General features: G+C 64.7%; 15 protein-coding genes. 6 read left to right on the top strand and 9 right to left on the bottom strand.

Going from position 1 to position 16,417, the window contains the following annotated elements:
- Positions 1-11 precede the first annotated feature (11 nt).
- Complete coding sequence (locus DFR48_RS00755; protein ID WP_114361257.1) at positions 12-1,058, top strand: glycosyltransferase family 4 protein; 1,047 nt, start codon at positions 12-14, stop codon at positions 1,056-1,058.
- Between the two features lie 3 nt (positions 1,059-1,061).
- Here the strand turns inward: DFR48_RS00755 and der are convergent, their stop codons facing one another.
- The 3 genes from der to DFR48_RS00740 form a co-directional block, all read right to left on the bottom strand.
- The gene (der, locus tag DFR48_RS00750) at positions 1,062-2,486 is read right to left on the bottom strand and encodes a ribosome biogenesis GTPase Der (protein WP_114361256.1); all 1,425 of its coding nucleotides are present in this window, start codon (positions 2,484-2,486) and stop codon (positions 1,062-1,064) included.
- A gap of 34 nt (positions 2,487-2,520) precedes the next feature.
- Positions 2,521-3,192, bottom strand: coding sequence for a tetratricopeptide repeat protein (locus tag DFR48_RS00745; protein WP_114361255.1), 672 nt, complete (start codon positions 3,190-3,192; stop codon positions 2,521-2,523).
- 106 nt (positions 3,193-3,298) lie between these two features.
- The gene (locus tag DFR48_RS00740; RefSeq protein WP_114361792.1) at positions 3,299-3,877 is read right to left on the bottom strand and encodes an NnrU family protein; all 579 of its coding nucleotides are present in this window, start codon (positions 3,875-3,877) and stop codon (positions 3,299-3,301) included.
- 219 nt (positions 3,878-4,096) lie between these two features.
- Here DFR48_RS00740 and DFR48_RS00735 point away from each other — a divergent pair, with 219 nt between their 5' ends.
- Positions 4,097-5,098 carry a polysaccharide deacetylase family protein gene (locus tag DFR48_RS00735; RefSeq protein WP_114361254.1) on the top strand — a complete coding sequence of 334 codons (1,002 nt, stop codon included), beginning with the start codon at positions 4,097-4,099 and terminating at the stop codon, positions 5,096-5,098.
- A 39-nt stretch (positions 5,099-5,137) separates the two neighbouring features.
- On the opposite strand, the gene sbmA is transcribed toward DFR48_RS00735, so the two are convergent.
- Positions 5,138-6,403 (bottom strand): peptide antibiotic transporter SbmA, encoded by a 1,266-nt coding sequence (gene sbmA, locus DFR48_RS00730; protein WP_114361253.1) that lies wholly within the window; start codon positions 6,401-6,403, stop codon positions 5,138-5,140.
- Positions 6,404-6,764: 361 nt separating this feature from the next.
- On the opposite strand from sbmA, the gene DFR48_RS00725 reads away from it, so the two are divergent.
- A complete protein-coding gene (locus DFR48_RS00725; RefSeq protein ID WP_114361252.1) occupies positions 6,765-6,995 on the top strand; it encodes a hypothetical protein in 231 nt (76 codons plus the stop codon).
- Between the two features lie 27 nt (positions 6,996-7,022).
- On the opposite strand, the gene DFR48_RS22335 is transcribed toward DFR48_RS00725, so the two are convergent.
- The 5 genes from DFR48_RS22335 to glpK all read right to left on the bottom strand — a co-directional run bounded on the left by DFR48_RS22335 (position 7,023) and on the right by glpK (position 11,148).
- Positions 7,023-7,148: a hypothetical protein gene (locus tag DFR48_RS22335; protein WP_280956388.1), complete on the bottom strand. Its 126-nt coding sequence runs from the start codon at positions 7,146-7,148 to the stop codon at positions 7,023-7,025.
- Between the two features lie 187 nt (positions 7,149-7,335).
- The gene (locus DFR48_RS00715; RefSeq protein ID WP_114361251.1) at positions 7,336-7,599 is read right to left on the bottom strand and encodes a CopG family ribbon-helix-helix protein; all 264 of its coding nucleotides are present in this window, start codon (positions 7,597-7,599) and stop codon (positions 7,336-7,338) included.
- Positions 7,600-7,679: 80 nt separating this feature from the next.
- Positions 7,680-8,429: a type I methionyl aminopeptidase gene (map, locus tag DFR48_RS00710; protein WP_114361250.1), complete on the bottom strand. Its 750-nt coding sequence runs from the start codon at positions 8,427-8,429 to the stop codon at positions 7,680-7,682.
- Positions 8,430-8,489: 60 nt separating this feature from the next.
- Positions 8,490-9,536, bottom strand: a complete 1,047-nt coding sequence (locus DFR48_RS00705) for an LLM class flavin-dependent oxidoreductase (protein ID WP_114361249.1) — start codon at positions 9,534-9,536, stop codon at positions 8,490-8,492.
- 118 nt (positions 9,537-9,654) lie between these two features.
- Positions 9,655-11,148, bottom strand: a complete 1,494-nt coding sequence (glpK, locus tag DFR48_RS00700; RefSeq protein WP_114361248.1) for a glycerol kinase GlpK — start codon at positions 11,146-11,148, stop codon at positions 9,655-9,657.
- 242 nt (positions 11,149-11,390) lie between these two features.
- Between glpK and DFR48_RS00695 the strand changes: the two genes are divergently transcribed.
- The 3 genes from DFR48_RS00695 (at position 11,391) to xdhB (ending at position 16,186) form a co-directional block, all read left to right on the top strand.
- Positions 11,391-12,164: a 3-hydroxybutyrate dehydrogenase gene (locus DFR48_RS00695; protein ID WP_114361247.1), complete on the top strand. Its 774-nt coding sequence runs from the start codon at positions 11,391-11,393 to the stop codon at positions 12,162-12,164.
- A 32-nt stretch (positions 12,165-12,196) separates the two neighbouring features.
- A complete protein-coding gene (gene xdhA, locus DFR48_RS00690) occupies positions 12,197-13,663 on the top strand; it encodes a xanthine dehydrogenase small subunit (RefSeq protein ID WP_114361246.1) in 1,467 nt (488 codons plus the stop codon).
- 183 nt (positions 13,664-13,846) lie between these two features.
- Positions 13,847-16,186: a xanthine dehydrogenase molybdopterin binding subunit gene (gene xdhB / locus DFR48_RS00680; protein WP_114361244.1), complete on the top strand. Its 2,340-nt coding sequence runs from the start codon at positions 13,847-13,849 to the stop codon at positions 16,184-16,186.
- Positions 16,187-16,417: the final 231 nt, after the last annotated feature.

The raw sequence follows: 16,417 nt of genomic DNA, 5'->3' as shown, positions 1-16,417 counted from the left end.
TTCGTCCAGGCATGCCCAGAATTGTCATCGTCACCGACGCATGGCGACCGCAAGTCAACGGCGTCGTCCGGTCCATCGAGAACACCAATCGCGAACTCGCGCGCATGGGCGTCGAGGTCGCGATGATTACGCCGGACGCCTATCCGAGCATTCCCATGCCGACCTATCCTGAGATCAGGCTGTCGATGGCGCGTTACAGCCGTGTCGCCCGCGCCATCGAGAGCCACGCGCCGGATTACCTCCATATCGCGACGGAAGGGCCGCTCGGACTGATGGCACGCCACTGGTGCCTGAAGCACGGCATGGGATTCTCGACCACCTACCACACCCGCTTTCCAGAATATGTCGCAGCCCGCGTCCCGGTGCCGATGTCCTGGCTCTATGCCTATGTCCGCTGGTTCCACAACGGCGGCGGCGTCTGCATGGTCGCGACGGAGAGCCTGAAGAGGGAGCTGGAGGGGCACGGGCTCGACAACCTGCGCCTCTGGAGCCGCGGCATCGACCTCGATCTCTTTCACCCGAGGCCTCGCGCGGAGCGTCCCTTCGGCCTGCCGCGGCCGCTCTTCATGACGGTCGGGCGCGTTGCGGTGGAAAAGAACCTGCCGGCCTTTCTCGACCTCGACCTGCCGGGCTCGAAGGTCGTGGTCGGCGACGGTCCCGAACGGGAAAACCTGCAGCGGCGCTATCCGGACGCCGTCTTCACCGGCGCCAGGTTCGGCGAGGACCTCGCCGCCGCCTATGCGCAAGCCGATGTCTTCGTCTTTCCCTCGCGCACCGACACCTTCGGCAACACCATCCTGGAAGCGCTCGCCTCCGGTGTGCCGGTCGCTGCCTTTCCCGTCACGGGGCCGGTCGACATCATTCCGGGAGACGGCAAGGCGGGCGTTCTGAAAGAGGATCTCCGCTCCGCCTGCGAGGCGACGCTGGCATGTTCCCGCGACGACGCGAGGGCTCTTGCCGAGACGTTTTCATGGGAGCGCGCGACGCGCCAATTCCTCGACAATGTCGAGGCAGCCAAAGCGCGGCCCTCGCCGCGCTGGGCGACGGCCACGGGCTAGCGATCAGCGCTTTTTCTTCTTGCCCTCGAACGGGTTTTCGGACGCCCGCAGATGGATGCGGATCGGTACGCCCGGCATCTGGAAATCGTTCCGGAGCCCGTTCGTCAGGTAGCGAAGATAGGATTCCGGCAGTGCTTCCGGCCGCGTGCACGAGATCATGAAGGCCGGCGGACGGGTCTTCACCTGCGTCATGTACTTGAGCTTCACGCGCCGTCCGGAGACGGCCGGCGGCGGATGCTGCACCTGCTGGCTTTCCAGCCAACGGTTGAGCTTCGCCGTCGAGATGCGGCGGTTCCAGACGCGGTCGGTCTCGACCACCGACTGCATCAGCCGGTCGAGGCCGTAACCGGTCTGCCCGGAGATCGGCACCGCGCGGATGCCGCGCACCTGCGGCAAGAGCCGCTCGGTCTTCTCGCGGAGATCCGCAAGGAACGCCTGCGGATCTTCGATCAGGTCCCACTTGTTGAAGGCGAGCACCGGGGCACGGCCTTCGCGGGCGACGAGATCGACGAGATGCAGGTCCTGCTTCTCGAAGGGGATCGTCGCGTCGAAGACGATGATGACCAGTTCGGCGAAGCGGATCGAGCGGAGGCTGTCGGCGACGGAGAGCTTTTCGAGCTTCTCCTGCACCCTCGCCTTCTTGCGCATGCCGGCGGTGTCGAACATCTTGATGGTGCGGCCGCGCCACTCCCATTCGACGGAGATGCTGTCGCGGGTGATGCCGGCTTCGGGGCCGGTCAACAGGCGATCCTCGCCGAGGAAGCGGTTGATGAGCGTCGACTTTCCGGCGTTCGGACGGCCGATGACGGCAATCCGGAGCGGCTTCGTCTCGTCGTATTCCGGCTCGACCTCCTCGTCGTCGTCAGCGCCGGCCGGCTCGCGCACGTCGACGTCGGTGACGGCCACATCGTCCGCCTCCGGGAAGGCGCGCTCCTCGCCGATCGCCGCGACGATCGCGTCGCGCAGGTCGAGCATGCCCTGACCGTGTTCGGCCGAGATCGGGCACGGTTCGCCGAGCCCGAGCGTGAAGGCATCATAGAAGCCGCCGTCCGAGCCGCGTGCTTCCGACTTGTTGGCGACGAGCACGACCGGCTTGCCGCTCTTGCGCAGCATTTCGGCGAGCGTCTGGTCGGCCGGCGTCAGCCCGGCCTTGGCGTCGATGACGAAGAGGGTGACGTCCGCCTCGTCGATCGCGGCGCGCGTCTGCGCCCACATCCGGCCCTGCAGCGTCTCGGGACCGGATTCTTCGAGGCCGGCGGTATCGATGATGGTGAAACGCAGGTCGATGAGCTTTGCCGCGCCCGGACGACGGTCACGCGTCACCCCCGGCGTGTCGTCGACAAGCGCCAGCTTCTTCCCGACCAGGCGGTTGAAGAGCGTGGACTTGCCGACATTCGGACGACCGACGATGGCGACGGTAAAACTCATGGACCTTGCTTTCTGGCTGCCGCCGGTGTGCCGCTTACGGCGCCTTGCCGGAAGCGACGATGTTGTCGAGCATCATCTGTGCCCGGCTGGAGACATTCCCCGGCGTTTCGTTGTCTTCAGTAATCTGCTCGAACCACTCGCGGGCCTTCACCATGTCGCCGGCCTTGTAGGCGGCAAGCCCCAGCACTTCGCGGGCCGAATGGCGCAGCGCGTCGCGGGGTGCTGCGAGCACCTCGACCTCGGCAGAGACCTGCTCGTAGGTGCCGGTGTCGACCAGCAGCCAGGCGGCGCGAAGACGCGCGACGTCGCGGATCACCTGCGGCACGGAAGTGTCCTTGCCGATCGCGGTGAAGGCGTCGATCGCCGCCTGCGTCTCGCCCTTCGCGGCCTGAACGGTCGCCGCCCGCATGCGGGCGAGCACGCTGTAGGCGCCGTAGCCGTCCTTCTCGAGCGCGGCGAGTGCGGCAAGCGCCTCGTCCCGCTTGCCTTCGCTGGCGAGCGTCAGGGCCGCGAGGAACTGGTCGCCAGAGGCCGAGGACTGACGGTCCTGCCAGTATTCGTAGCCGCGGTATCCGGCCGTGCCGACCACGATCAGGACGGCGACGCCGATGATGTATGTCCCGAAGCGGCGCCACACCTGCTTGACCTGATCCGAGCGAAGCTCTTCGTTCACTTCGCGGATGAAGCTGTCGTTGTTCTCAACCATGGTTGTCTCCGGCCTGACGGCCATTCATGCCTTTGTGTTCGTGAGCGGCCTTCTACCCGATTTTTCGGGCCTTGTAAGTGGGAATGCCGCGAATCCTTTGCAAAGCCTACATGACGATCGGCGGAACGCCGATCAGCAAGGCATGCAGCCTCGCGATGAAGAGGCCCCAGACGATCGCGCCGATCACGATCGCCAGCAGGTCGTAACGGGCGGAAACGAAGGGCCGCGGCTTCAGATCGCCCGCCCTTTCCCGCCGCTTCAGGGAAATGCGGACGACGACACCCCAGGCGAGGAAAGAGCCGAAGAGCAGGACGGAGCGCAGATCGCCGTTCGCCAGCAGGTGGGCAAACGCCCAGATCTTCACCGAGAGCACCATCGGATGTTTGGCTCTGGCGGCGATATGGCCCGCCGGCAGCAGGCTTGCCACGAGGACGATCATCGCCAGCAGCATCAGGGTCAGCGTCAGATGCGCCGTCCAGACCGGCGGATAGTAGAGATCGACGATCGGCGCGTTTGCGTAGCCGTAGACGAGCACCACCAGCGCCGCGAAACTCGCCAGCGAATAGAGCCCCTTCCAGCGCTGCTCGCCGAGCTTCGCGACCGTCGCGTCGCGGAAGCCGGGCGCCACGATCCGTGTCAGATGTATGCCGAGAAACACCACGATCCCAAGGATGAGCAAAGCCATCGTTTCGAGCCCCATTTTGAACATTCCCAATGGAATAGAGTGCGTGGGGCGAAATTGCCAGCGCGTTCAAAGCTTCGCCCCATTTTGATGACAGGAAATCCCCTCTCCCGCGAGGGCTCCGTGAAAGGCGCGAGGCGTCTTTCGTGCGGCATCGCCCGAAAATGAGACAAGGCGTCCGGCGGCTCGAACGCCGCAAGCCGCCCCACCGTCAGGATTGCCATGTACCGTTCGCTTCTTCTCCTCTCCACCGCCCTCCTCCTGCCCGTGACCGAGGCCGCAGCCGCGGAGCAGCCGGTCCTCATCAGGCGTCCGCAGATCCTGGTGATCTCGTTCGATGGCGCGGGCAGCAACGAGCTCTGGGCGAGGAGCCGGGCGATGGCGAAGAAGGTCGACGCCCGCTTCACCTATTTCCTCTCCTGCACCAACCTGATCCCGCGCGAGGCGAAGAAGGGTTATGCGGCACCCGGTCAGAAGCCGGGCCGCTCGAATGTCGGTTTCGCGCCGAGCAAGGAGGATGCGGCCGCCCGCCTCGATCACATCTGGCAGGCCCATCTCGAAGGCCATGAGATCGCAAGCCACGCCTGCGGCCACTTCGACGGCAAGGACTGGACGCGCGACGACTGGCTGAAAGAATTCTCGACCTTCGACACCGTGCTGAAGGGCGCATGGCAGGCGAACGGCGTCGGCGAGCGGGAACCGAAGGAATGGCAGGATTTCGTCGAGAACGGCATCACCGGCTTCCGTGCACCCTATCTTTCCGCGACCAAGGCACTCACCGAGGCCGAGCGGGCTGCCGGCTTCGTCTACGACGCGAGCGGCGTGGCCAAGGGGCCGCAATGGCCGGAAAGCGACGGCGGGCTCGTCCGTTTCGCCCTGCCGCTGATCCCCGAGGGGCCGCGGGACCGGCAAATCCTCGGCATGGACTACAATCTCTTCATCCGCCATTCGGCCGGCCTCGACAATCCGTCGAAATCGATCGAATACGAGGAACGCGCCTACGCCGCCTTCAAGAGCGCCTTCGACGCACAATATGACGGCGAGCGCATTCCCCTGCAGTTCGGCTTCCACTTCGTCGAGATGAACGGCGGCGCCTACTGGCGGGCGCTCGAGCGGCTGGTGGGCGACGTCTGCGGTCGCGCCGACGTCGCCTGCGTGAGCTACACAGAGGCCATGCACGTCATCAAAACCGGTCAGCGCCGCGCGGCGCCGGCCTCCAACTAGGACGGTTGCCCGGCGGCAACCCGCCGGGCGAATGTCGGCTTACTGCGAAGCAGGCAGTTCGTTGGCGTCCCGCAGGTAATCCTGGTCGATCTCCGGCAGCGGCTCGTTGTCGATCGTCGCCTCGAAGGCGCGCAGGCGCTTGTAGATGGACAGCAGTTCGACGATCGTCGGCCAGACATTCACCAGGTACTGGAACGAATTGCTCACCTGACCGAAGGCGGTCGCGATCTGCTGATAGATACCGTAAGTGATCTTCACAGCAACGATCGTCGGCACCAGCATGAAGAGCAGGAAGAGAGCGTCCGCCTGACCGTAGAACGACCGAGCCAGGTTGAAATAGGTGTAGTGGAAGTAGAGGCGAAAATAGTTGCGGCGAACATTGCGGTAGAGTTCCGCCACGGTTAGCGGCTGCGCGCGATCGGCTTGGTCTTCGCCATAAACCAGCTCCTTGCGGTAAGCGGCCTCGACACGCTGGTTCCTGAATTCCAGGCCCGGCAGCTTGATGCCGACCAGCGCCAGCAGCGCGGTACCGAACACCGACCAGACCAGCGCCAGCCAGAACAGGCTGTGCGGGACGGCGCCGATGATCGGCAGGTCCGTGACGTATTTCGACAGCGCGAACAGAATCGGGAGAAAGGCGATGAGGTTCATCACCGCGCCGATCAGGCTGACGCTGAGGCCCTCAAAAGTGGTAGCAAATCGCATGGTGTCTTCCTGCACGCGCTGCGAAGCTCCCTCAATATGACGCACCTTCTGCCATACCGACATGTAGTACTCGTTCATTGCCGTGCGCCAACGGAACACATAGTGGCTGACGAAGAAACGAACCACGACGAACACGCCGACGTTCAGGAACGCAATGCTCCAGAACGTGATCATCAAGCTGTAAAAGTCCCACTCCGTAATTCCCGGCTTTCCTGTCAGGGCATTCTGCAGCAAGTCCCCGAAGGGGCGGCGCCAGTTGTTGAGGAGCACCGAGACCTGAACGTCGAAATAGGTGGTGAAGATGATGAAATATGAGCCCCATATGGACCAATGGCGCCACGGATGATCCTTGGCATAAATCTCCCAGAATAGCGCAAAGGCCAGCGCCCACACGCTGACATAGAGATAGAACCACACGTAGTCGCGTGTAACGAAGAAGCTTAAGTTGATGATCGGCTCGGCGTCCTCCGGCAACGGCGGCAGTCCGATGGCCGTTCCCATCTGCGCGCCGAAAAAGTACCACACGAGGATCGACAGGAGGGTCCAGATTGCAAAAGAAGAGAAGAATAGTTTTGGTTGTGGGAAGAATGATTTGAACACGGGCGGATACTTTCCTGGCAGGTGCTGTCGGCGCGTCGGACATTTCGATTGTCGCGAAACTAGGGCAGAACGATGTTGCCAGCAATGCTCTCAGGGGTTTGTTACGACATTGTAACCTGCTGTTCACCACCCCGCGGAAGCCCGCACTAACGCAGCCTCAACCGACGCGTTTCTACACCGGAACCGCCAGAACCGCAGCGAGAACAAGTGCCAGGATCGCGACCGCAGGGTATCCCGTGAAATTGTCTACCGAGATGGACCACCCTTCAGCTGCGACCAGCCTGAACCACCGTTTCAAAGCCCGGCTTGCTCCCACGGCAAAAATCGCTAGTGGAGAAGCGACAATCCGAAGGAGCATCCCATGAACGACCTCACACTGAGCCAGGCCATCGACAACATCTACGCCTCGCTCAACAACAACAACGAGGAGATCGATCTCCACATCGCGGCGCTGAAGGGGGCCATGGCCCGCGAGGGCGTCAAGGAAGCGGTGTTCGAGACGGCGAAGCTCGCCCAGTCCAATCGCCAGGGCCGCAAGATCATGCAGTCTTACTTCAAGAAACGGGGCGTCGCCGTCGCGTTCTCCGCCTGAGATCGGGCGGCCACCGGCGACTCGCCGTCATGGCGCCTCGAAATCAAAATCGTCATCGAGGGGCATCCCTGGCGGGCGTTGCTGCCCGTGGCGAATGCCGAGGATGACGATAACGCCTGGGCGGATTTCGTAATCGACCAGATAGGCTCCCATGACGAAACGGAGGACTCCTGGCACCGGGGTCTCGTCCGATACTTTTCCCAATGCGGAAACTGTGACAGATGCTCCTTGAGCTGCTTCAGGCTGTCGGCAAAATGCCGCGCAGCCTGCGGACTGCGAGCCTTGAGATATCGCGCCTCGGACGAAACGTAGTTCCTGGCCTCCGGGGCGAGCAGCACCTTCAAGCGGCGGCTCCCTTAACGATTGCCTCGACCTCCTTGAGCACGTCGTCGAGATCGTGGACATCGCCAGCATCGACCGCCCGACGCGCTCTTGCGAGTTCGAGAACTTCTCGTCCTTCGTTTGCCAGATAGGATTTCAGCGCCCGGACGATGACCCAACTGCGGCTTCGCTCGCATGTCCGGGCCACGTCCTCGATCTCCGACAGAACGTCCACCGGCAGGCGAAGGGTGATCGGATCGGATAGCTCACGCTTGACGGACATCGTTTTTCACCTCCGTTTGTAATACGAAGATAGTCCCGAACAGGGTCGCGGTCAAACCGGAGGCGCCTTGCCGCCCGCTCTCAGTCGGCGAGCGTCAGGATCAGCGGCCCGTTGCGGGTGACGACCAGCGTGTGCTCGAACTGGACGGTGGGCGCCTTCGGTTCGCTGTAGAGCGTCCAGGCGTCGTCGCCGTCCTCCGCCCAGTGCCCGCCGAGCGACAGGAAGGGTTCGACGGTGAAGACCAGCCCCTCTTCCATGATCCGTGTTTCGTCCGGATCGGGCCAGGTCGCGACCTCCGTCGGCTCCTCGTGCAGCGACCGGCCGACGCCGTGGCTCGCGAGGTTGGTGATCAGCGTGTAGCGGTTCTTCTTCGCGAAAGTGCCGATCGCATTGCCGATGTTGGCGAGCGGCTGGCCGGTGCGAACCTGGTTGAGGCCGACCCAGAGCGCCCGTTTGCCGTCGCGGCAGAGGCGTTCGGTCTTCGACGTGACCGGAGGCACGGCGAAAGACGCACCGGTATCGCCGAAGAAACCGCCCTTCTCCGCCGAAACATCGATATTGACGAGGTCGCCCGCCTTGACGATCCGGTCGCCGGGGATGCCGTGGGCGATTTCCTCGTTGACGCTGATGCAGGTGGCGCCGGGGAACTGATAGCAGAGTTCGGGTGCCGAGCGGGCACCGGCATCCTCGAGGATCTTGCGGCCGATCATGTCGAGTTCGCGAGTGGTGATCCCGGGCTCCAGCGCCGCGCCCATGGTCTTCAGCGCGACCGCGCAGAGGCGGCCGATCTCCCTCAGGCCGTTGAGTTCGTCTTCACTGGAAACAATCATTCGTGCTCTTTCACGCGCAGGCAGACCGGGCAGTGGCCGGTCGCGGCTGTTTCGGGCTGCTTACGCGCCCGTTTCCGCGGGCGTCAACGCATTTCTGACCAGCGGGGCGACTTTTGTGCCGAAGAGCTCGATGCCGCGCATCACCTCCCGGTGCGGCATCAGGCCGATCGCCATCTGCAGCAGGAAACGGTCATTGCCGAAGATCTTGTGGTGGGCGACGATCTTCTCCGCGACTGTCTCCGGATCGCCGACGAAGAGCGCACCCTCCGGCCCGCGCGACTGGTCGAAATGCTGCCGGTTGGTCGGGCCCCAGCCGCGTTCGCGGCCGATGCGGTTCATCACCGCCGCCTGCGGCTCGTAGAAGACGTCCGCCGCCTTCTCGGTCGTGTCGGCGATGAAGCCGTGGACGTTGATGCTGGTCTTCAGCGTCGCAGGATCGCGGTTGGCGCGCCGCGCGCTCTCGCGGTAGAGGTCGAAGAGCGGCGCAAAGCGGCGCGGCTGGCCGCCGATGATCGCGAGCGCCAGCGGCAGGCCGAGCACACCGGCACGGGCGACCGACTGCGGCGTGCCGCCGACGGCGATCCAGAGCGGCAGCGGCTCTTGCAGCGGCCGCGGATAGACGCCGCGGGCGGGGATCGCGGCGCGCGTCTCGCCGGACCAGCTGACGACTTCCTGTTCGCGCAGCGTCAGCAGAAGATCGAGCTTCTCGGCGAAGAGCCGGTCGTAATCGTCGAGATCGTAGCCGAAGAGCGGGAAGGATTCGATGAAGGAGCCGCGACCCGCCATGATCTCGGCACGGCCGTTCGACAGAAGATCGACGGTCGCAAATTGCTGGAACACCCGGACCGGATCGTCCGAACTCAGAACCGAAACCGCGCTGGTGAGCCGGATTCGCTTCGTCCTGACGGCGGCGGCCGCGAGGATCGTCGCGGGAGAGGAGACGGCATAGTCGGCCCGGTGATGCTCGCCGATACCGAAGACGTCGAGCCCGACCTCGTCGGCAAGCGCAACCTCCTCCATGAGGTTCGCGAGCCGGCGTGCGCCTTCGGCTCCCTTGTTTATGGCATTCGGATCGACGTCGGCAAAGGTGTAGAGGCCGAGCTCCATGGCTTTGTCCCTTGGTGACTGGTGAACCGCATGAGAGATAGCAGCCGGTTCACCCGAAACAAGGGACTGTCCCGGCGACACAGTGTTCGCCGGGCTGCTTTGATGTTCGAGTGCTCGGTCAGAAGTCGCTCAGTGTGCGCCGTACCGCATTCCGCCAGCCCTTGAGCTTCATCGCGCGGGTCTTCTCGTCCATCGCCGGCTCGAAGCGGCGATCGCGCGCCCAGGCCCTGGAAAACTCCTCCATGCCCGGCCAGATGCCGGCGCGGCTGCCGGCGAGGAAGGCGGCACCGAGCGCAGTGGTCTCGGTGATCGCCGGCCGGTCGACCGGGGAATCGAGGAGGTCGGCGAGCCGCTGCATGGTCCAGTCGGAAGCGACCATGCCGCCGTCGACGCGCAGCACGGTCTCATCGCCGCCATTGCGCCAGTCCTTGTGCATGGCGTCCAGCAGATCGCGGGTCTGGTAGCAGACAGCTTCGAGCGCCGCGCGGGCGAATTCGGCAGGCCCGGTATTGCGCGTCATGCCGAAGACGGCGCCGCGTGCTTCCGGGTCCCACCACGGAGCGCCGAGGCCCGTGAAGGCCGGCACCAGGTAGACCTGCTGGCCGGGATCGGCGAGTTCGGCGAGCGTGCCCGTCTCGCGGGCGTCGCCGATGACCTTCAGTCCGTCGCGGAGCCACTGCACCGCCGCACCGGCGATGAAGATCGAGCCTTCGAGCGCATAGGTGGTCTTGCCGTCGATCCGGTAGGCGATCGTGGTCAAGAGCCGGCTCTTCGAGCGGACCATGTCGCTGCCGGTGTTAAGGAGCGCAAAGCAGCCGGTGCCGTAGGTCGACTTCATCATGCCCGGCGCAAAGCAGGCCTGGCCGATCGTCGCCGCCTGCTGATCGCCGGCGACACCGAGGATCGGGACGGCCGCGCCGAACACGGCGGGATCGGTCACGCCGAAATCGGCCGCGCAATCCTTCACCTCCGGCAGCATCGCGGCCGGCACGCGAAGGATTTCGAGCAGTTCGGAATCCCACTCGTTCGTCGCGATGTTGAACATCAGCGTCCGCGAGGCATTCGTGGCGTCGGTCACGTGAGCACGACCGCCGGTGAGCCGCCAGATGAGATAGGTGTCGATCGTGCCGAAGCAGAGCTCGCCCTTCGCCGCCCTCGCCCGCGCCCCCTTGACGTTGGAAAGCAGCCAGGAAAGCTTGGTGCCGGAGAAATAGGGATCGAGCAGCAGCCCGGTCTTCCTGACGAAGAGCTTTTCGAGGTCCTGGCGCTTGAGCTTGTCGCAATAGCTCGCCGTGCGGCGGTCCTGCCAGACGATCGCGTTCTGCAGCGGACGGCCGGTTTCGCGGTCCCAGACGACCACCGTCTCGCGCTGGTTGGTGATGCCGATTGCGGCAATCTGGTGCGGCTCGACACGTGCGCGGCCGAAGGCATCGTGGATGGAGGCCAAGACACTCTGCCAGATGTCTTCCGGATCATGCTCCACCCAGCCGGATTTCGGGAAGTGCTGCGGGAATTCCTTCTGGCCGATGCCGACGATCCGCATGTCGCCGTCGAAAACGATCGCCCGGCTCGACGTCGTCCCCTGATCGATCGCAAGCACAAATCCACCCATACACTTCCTCCCCGATATGCGCAGTTTCTTCTCCGGGCGAGAGTTCAATACGACTGCCGGATGCTTGTCAAAAAGAAAGCGCGGCGATCCGGACACTCGCTTCCGGGGCATGGGGAAAAGACGACTGCGCCCCGCAACAACGCAATTGCCACCGTCGCCGGTTTGCGCGTAACTTCGTTCGACTATTGCGGCGCAACAGAACGCCGCGCTGTTCCAGAAAGAAGTTCTCGGGAGAAACTGAAATGGCCAGAACCGTCGTCGTCACCGGCTCCACCAGCGGCATCGGGCTTGCGATCGCCCGCGGCTTCGCCGCCGAAGGCGACAATCTCGTCATCAACGGGTTCGGCGATGCGGCGGAGATCGAAGCGATCCGCAGGAGCCTGGAAGACAAAGGCGGCCGCGCAATTTATCACGGTGCCGACATGACGAAGCCGGAAGAGATCGCCGACCTCATGGCGACCGCCGCCGCCGAGTTCGGCATGGTCGACGTGCTCGTCAACAACGCCGGCATCCAGCACGTCGCAGCCATCGAGGAATTCCCGGTCGAGAAGTGGGACCAGATCATCGCGATCAACCTGTCGAGCGCCTTCCACACCATGCGCGCGGCGATCCCGGCGATGAAGGAGAAGCGCCACGGCCGCATCATCAACGTCGCGTCCGCCCACGGGCTGATCGCCTCGCCCTTCAAGGCCGCCTATGTCGCCGCCAAGCACGGCATCATGGGGCTCACCAAGACGGCGGCGCTGGAACTCGCGGAATTCGGCGTGACGGTGAACGCCATCTGCCCCGGCTACGTGCTGACCCCCCTCGTCGAAAAGCAGATCCCCGACACCGCCAAGGCCCGCGGGATCAGCGAGGCGCAGGTGAAGTCCGATGTCATGCTGAAATTCCAGCCGACCAAGGACTTCGTCGCCGTCGAAGAGGTCGCCGCCGTCGCGCTGTTCCTGGCGAGCGACGCCGCCCGCCAGATCACCGGCACGCACATCTCCATTGATGGCGGCTGGACGGCGCAGTAACCTTGACGGTTCAGACAGCGGAAAGGCACTGCATGACCGACTGCATTCGCTTCATCCTGAACGGGAAGGACGTCGCCCTGAGGGACGTCGATCCGACGGCCACGCTTCTCGACTTCCTGCGCCTCGACCGCCGCCTGACCGGCACCAAGGAAGGCTGCGCGGAAGGCGACTGCGGCGCCTGCACCGTTCTCGTCGGACGCCTCCGGGACGGCGGGCTTCGCTACGAGACGGTGAACGCCTGCATCCGCTTCATGGGCTCGCTGCATGCCACCCACGTGGTGACGGTCGAACATCTCGCCGCGCACGACGGCACGCTGCATCCGGTCCAGCAGGCGATGGTCGACTGCCACGGCTCGCAATGCGGCTTCTGCACGCCGGGTTTCGTGATGTCGCTCTACGGCCTCTGGCTTTCCAACGAAAACCCCTCGCGCGCCGAGATCGAGAAGGCGTTGCAGGGCAATCTCTGTCGCTGCACCGGCTATGAGCCGATCGTCAAGGCGGCGGAGCTCGTCTCCAGGACACGGCCGAGCGCTCTCTTCGATCCGCTCGAACGGGACCGGACGGCAATCAGCGCCAAGCTCTGGGAACTGAAGACCGGGGAAACCATCGTCATCGAGAAGGCCGGACGCCGGCTGATCGTGCCGGGAACGGTCGCAGCACTCGCGGACGTGCTTGCTGCAGAACCTTCCGCGACGGTTGTCGCCGGCGCGACTGATGTCGGCCTCTGGGTGACCAAGCAGATGCGCGATCTCGACCCGGTCGTCTTCATCAATCACCTGGACGAGCTGCAGGCGATCGAGACCGGGCCCGACGGCATCACGCTCGGTGCCGGCGTCACCTACGAGCACGCCTCCGCGAGGCTTCGCGCCGAAATTCCCGCGATCGGCCGGCTGATCGACCGCATCGGCGGGCAGCAGGTCCGCAATGTCGGAACCATCGGCGGCAATATCGCCAACGGCTCGCCGATCGGCGACATGCCGCCGGCGCTGATTGCGCTCGGCGCGACGATCACACTGCGCTCGGCTTCGGGCAAGCGCGTGCGGCCGCTCGAGGACTACTTTATCGCCTACGGCAAGCAGGACCGCCGCCCCGGCGAGTTCGTCGAGAGCATCTTCGTGCCGCGGCCGCGGGATGACCAGCATTTTGCCGTCTACAAGGTCAGCAAGCGCCGCGACGAGGATATTTCCGCGCTCTGCGGTGCCTTCCTGCTCACCCGCGACGAAGACAAGGTGTCCGATATCCGGATCGCCTTCGGCGGCATGGCGGCAACCCCGAAGCGGGCGACCGCCGTGGAGGCCGCCCTTCGCGGCAAGCCGTGGACGGAGGCGACGATTACCGCCGCCCGGCCCGCTTTCGACGACGACTACACGCCGCTCACCGACTGGCGGGCGAGCGCCGAATACCGCCAGCTGGCCGCCAAGAACCTTTTGACGCGCTTCTTCCTTGAAGCCTCGGGAACACCGCAGGAGCTGAAGCGCTTTGCGGAGGAGGAGGCGTGATGGTCGAGCGTCTCTCTACCTCCCCCTTGAGGGGGGAGGTCGCCGCGAAGCGGCGGGTGGGGGTGATCCCTGCCGCCACTTCCGACAAACCAGCCAGCGAGACTGGAACAATGCACACCCCACCCCGGAGCTATGCTCCGACCCTCCCCCTCAAGGGGAGGGTGGAACTGGGAGGCCTTTCCCATGCATAAGTCGACCTACGAAACCTACAAGTACATCAACGGCCCGATGCATCAGGCACTGCGCCATGATTCAGGACACAAGCATGTCGCCGGAAGTGCCGAATATATTGACGATATTCCGGAACCAGCCGGCCTTTTGCACGGCGCGCTCGGACTTTCCGACCGCGCCCATGCCGAGATCCTCTCGGTCGACCTCTCGGCGGTGAAGGCCCATCCCGGTGTGGTCTGCGTCCTGACCGGCGCCGACGTGCCGGGCGTCAACGACATCTCCTCCGGCGGCCACCATGACGAGCCGCTGCTGGCGACCGAAGAGGTCCAGTTCCACGGCCAGCCGGTCTTCGCGGTGATCGCGACGACGCGCGACGCCGCCCGCCGCGCCGCCCGGCTCGCGCGCATCGACTATCGCGACCTGCCGCACTGGACCGACATCGACGGCGCGATCGAAAACGGCGCACCCCTCGTCACCGCCGGCATGACGCTCGAACGCGGTGCGCCCGAGACCGAACTCGACAATGCCGAGAACCGCCTGATCGGCGAGATGCGCATCGGCGGGCAGGAGCATTTCTATCTCGAAAGCCATGTGGCGCTCGCCATCCCCGGCGAGGACGACGAGGTGCAGGTCTGGTCCTCCACCCAGCACCCGTCGGAAATCCAGCATGTCGTCGGCCATGTGCTCGCCATCCCGTCGAACGCGGTCACCGTCCACGTACGGCGCATGGGGGGCGGCTTCGGCGGCAAGGAGACACAGGGCAACCTTTTCGCGGCACTCGCAGCGCTCGCTGCCAAGAAGCTCGGTCGCGCCGTCAAGTTCCGTCCCGACCGGGACGAGGACATGACGATGACCGGCAAGCGGCACGACGTCCGGATGGATTTCGACGTCGCCTTCAACGGCGACGGGCGGGTTCATGCCCTCGTCGCCAATTTCGCCGCGCGCTGCGGCTATTCGGCCGATCTCTCGGGACCGGTCACCGACCGCGCGCTCTTCCATGCCGACTCGAGCTACTTCTACCCGCATGTGAGACTGACCTCGCAACCCTTGAAAACGCATAGTGTTTCCAACACGGCCTTCCGCGGTTTCGGTGGCCCGCAAGGCATGCTCGGTGGCGAACGGATCATCGAGGAGATCGCCTATGCGCTCGGCAAGGACCCGCTCGAGGTCCGGAAGGCGAACTTCTACGGCGCCCCCGGCTCGGGCCGTGACGTCACGCCCTACCACCAGAAGGTGGAGGACAACATCATCGCCCGCATCGTCGACGAACTCGAACGGAGCTGCGACTATCAGGCGCGCCGCAAGGCGATCATCGACTTCAATGCGGAAAGCCCGGTCATCCGCAAGGGGATCGCGCTGACACCGGTGAAATTCGGCATCTCCTTCACGATGACGGCCTTCAACCAGGCCGGCGCCCTCGTGCACGTCTACCAGGACGGCTCGATCCACCTGAACCATGGCGGCACCGAGATGGGCCAGGGGCTCTACACGAAGGTGGCGCAGGTGCTCGCCGAAGCCTTCCAGGTCGACATCGACCGCATCAAGATCACCGCCACGACGACAGGCAAGGTTCCAAACACCTCGGCGACCGCGGCCTCCTCGGGTTCCGATCTCAACGGCATGGCCGCCTACGATGCCGCCCGACAGATCAAGGAACGGCTCGTCGCCTTCGCGGTCGGGCACTTTGAGGTGCCGGCGGACGAGGTGGAGTTCCTGCCGAACCGGGTGCGCGTCGGCGATCAGGAGATCCCCTTCCCCGACCTCGTGAGACAAGCCTATTTCGCCCGCGTCCAGCTTTCGGCCGCCGGCTTCTACAAGACGCCGAAGATCCACTGGGACCGGACGGCCGGGCGTGGCACGCCCTTCTACTACTTCGCCTATGGCGCGGCCTGCACGGAAGTGTCGATCGACACGCTGACCGGCGAATACGTCATGGAACGCACCGACATCCTGCACGACGTCGGCAAGTCGCTCAATCCGGCGATCGACATCGGCCAGATCGAGGGCGGCTTCGTTCAGGGCATGGGCTGGCTGACCACCGAGGAACTCTGGTGGGACGACAAGGGCAGGCTGCGCACCCACGCGCCCTCGACCTACAAGATTCCGCTCGCCTCCGACCGGCCGAAGATCTTCAACACCCGGCTTGCCGAATGGTCGGAGAATGCCGAACCCACCATCGGCCGCTCCAAGGCCGTCGGCGAACCGCCCTTCATGCTGGCGATCTCGGTGCTCGAAGCGCTCTCGATAGCGGTCGCAAGCGTCGCGGATTACAAGGTCTGCCCGCGCCTCGACACCCCGGCGACGCCCGAGCGGGTGCTGATGGCGGTCGAGCGGCTGAAGGCTAGCGGCTGAGGCATGATTTCGGCGCCGCGGGAGCTTCACCCCCCTCTGTCCTGCCGGACATCTCCCCCTCAAGGGGGGATATCCGCGAGAGGCACGATCCGGCGCGAGAATGACCTCCTCGACCTGACCGCTGATCCGGAGCCCGGGGCACGACCCGGCTCACTGGCACTGTTGCGTCGTTGGCTCGCGAAACAGGACCACCAGCATGGAAGATCCGGAATAGCCTGCCTTATCTACCGT

This window comes from Ciceribacter lividus, from assembly GCF_003337715.1.
Taxonomy (GTDB): Bacteria; Pseudomonadota; Alphaproteobacteria; order Rhizobiales; family Rhizobiaceae; genus Allorhizobium; species Allorhizobium lividum.
This window is presented reverse-complemented; position numbering and strand designations above follow the sequence as displayed.

Excerpts from the sequence above, each read along its gene's own strand:
- map (WP_114361250.1), bottom strand. The coding sequence starts at position 8,429 with ATGATTGTTTCCAGTGAAGACGAACTCAACGGCCTGAGGGAGATCGGC.
- DFR48_RS00705 (WP_114361249.1), bottom strand. The coding sequence starts at position 9,536 with ATGGAGCTCGGCCTCTACACCTTTGCCGACGTCGATCCGAATGCCATA.
- DFR48_RS00740 (WP_114361792.1), bottom strand. The coding sequence starts at position 3,877 with ATGGCTTTGCTCATCCTTGGGATCGTGGTGTTTCTCGGCATACATCTG.
- DFR48_RS00745 (WP_114361255.1), bottom strand. The coding sequence starts at position 3,192 with ATGGTTGAGAACAACGACAGCTTCATCCGCGAAGTGAACGAAGAGCTT.
- der (WP_114361256.1), bottom strand. The coding sequence starts at position 2,486 with ATGAGTTTTACCGTCGCCATCGTCGGTCGTCCGAATGTCGGCAAGTCC.
- xdhA (WP_114361246.1), top strand. The coding sequence starts at position 12,197 with ATGACCGACTGCATTCGCTTCATCCTGAACGGGAAGGACGTCGCCCTG.
- DFR48_RS00735 (WP_114361254.1), top strand. The coding sequence starts at position 4,097 with ATGTACCGTTCGCTTCTTCTCCTCTCCACCGCCCTCCTCCTGCCCGTG.
- DFR48_RS22335 (WP_280956388.1), bottom strand. The coding sequence starts at position 7,148 with ATGGGAGCCTATCTGGTCGATTACGAAATCCGCCCAGGCGTTATCGTC.
- xdhB (WP_114361244.1), top strand. The coding sequence starts at position 13,847 with ATGCATAAGTCGACCTACGAAACCTACAAGTACATCAACGGCCCGATG.
- DFR48_RS00755 (WP_114361257.1), top strand. The coding sequence starts at position 12 with ATGCCCAGAATTGTCATCGTCACCGACGCATGGCGACCGCAAGTCAAC.
- DFR48_RS00715 (WP_114361251.1), bottom strand. The coding sequence starts at position 7,599 with ATGTCCGTCAAGCGTGAGCTATCCGATCCGATCACCCTTCGCCTGCCG.
- glpK (WP_114361248.1), bottom strand. The coding sequence starts at position 11,148 with ATGGGTGGATTTGTGCTTGCGATCGATCAGGGGACGACGTCGAGCCGG.
- DFR48_RS00695 (WP_114361247.1), top strand. The coding sequence starts at position 11,391 with ATGGCCAGAACCGTCGTCGTCACCGGCTCCACCAGCGGCATCGGGCTT.
- DFR48_RS00725 (WP_114361252.1), top strand. The coding sequence starts at position 6,765 with ATGAACGACCTCACACTGAGCCAGGCCATCGACAACATCTACGCCTCG.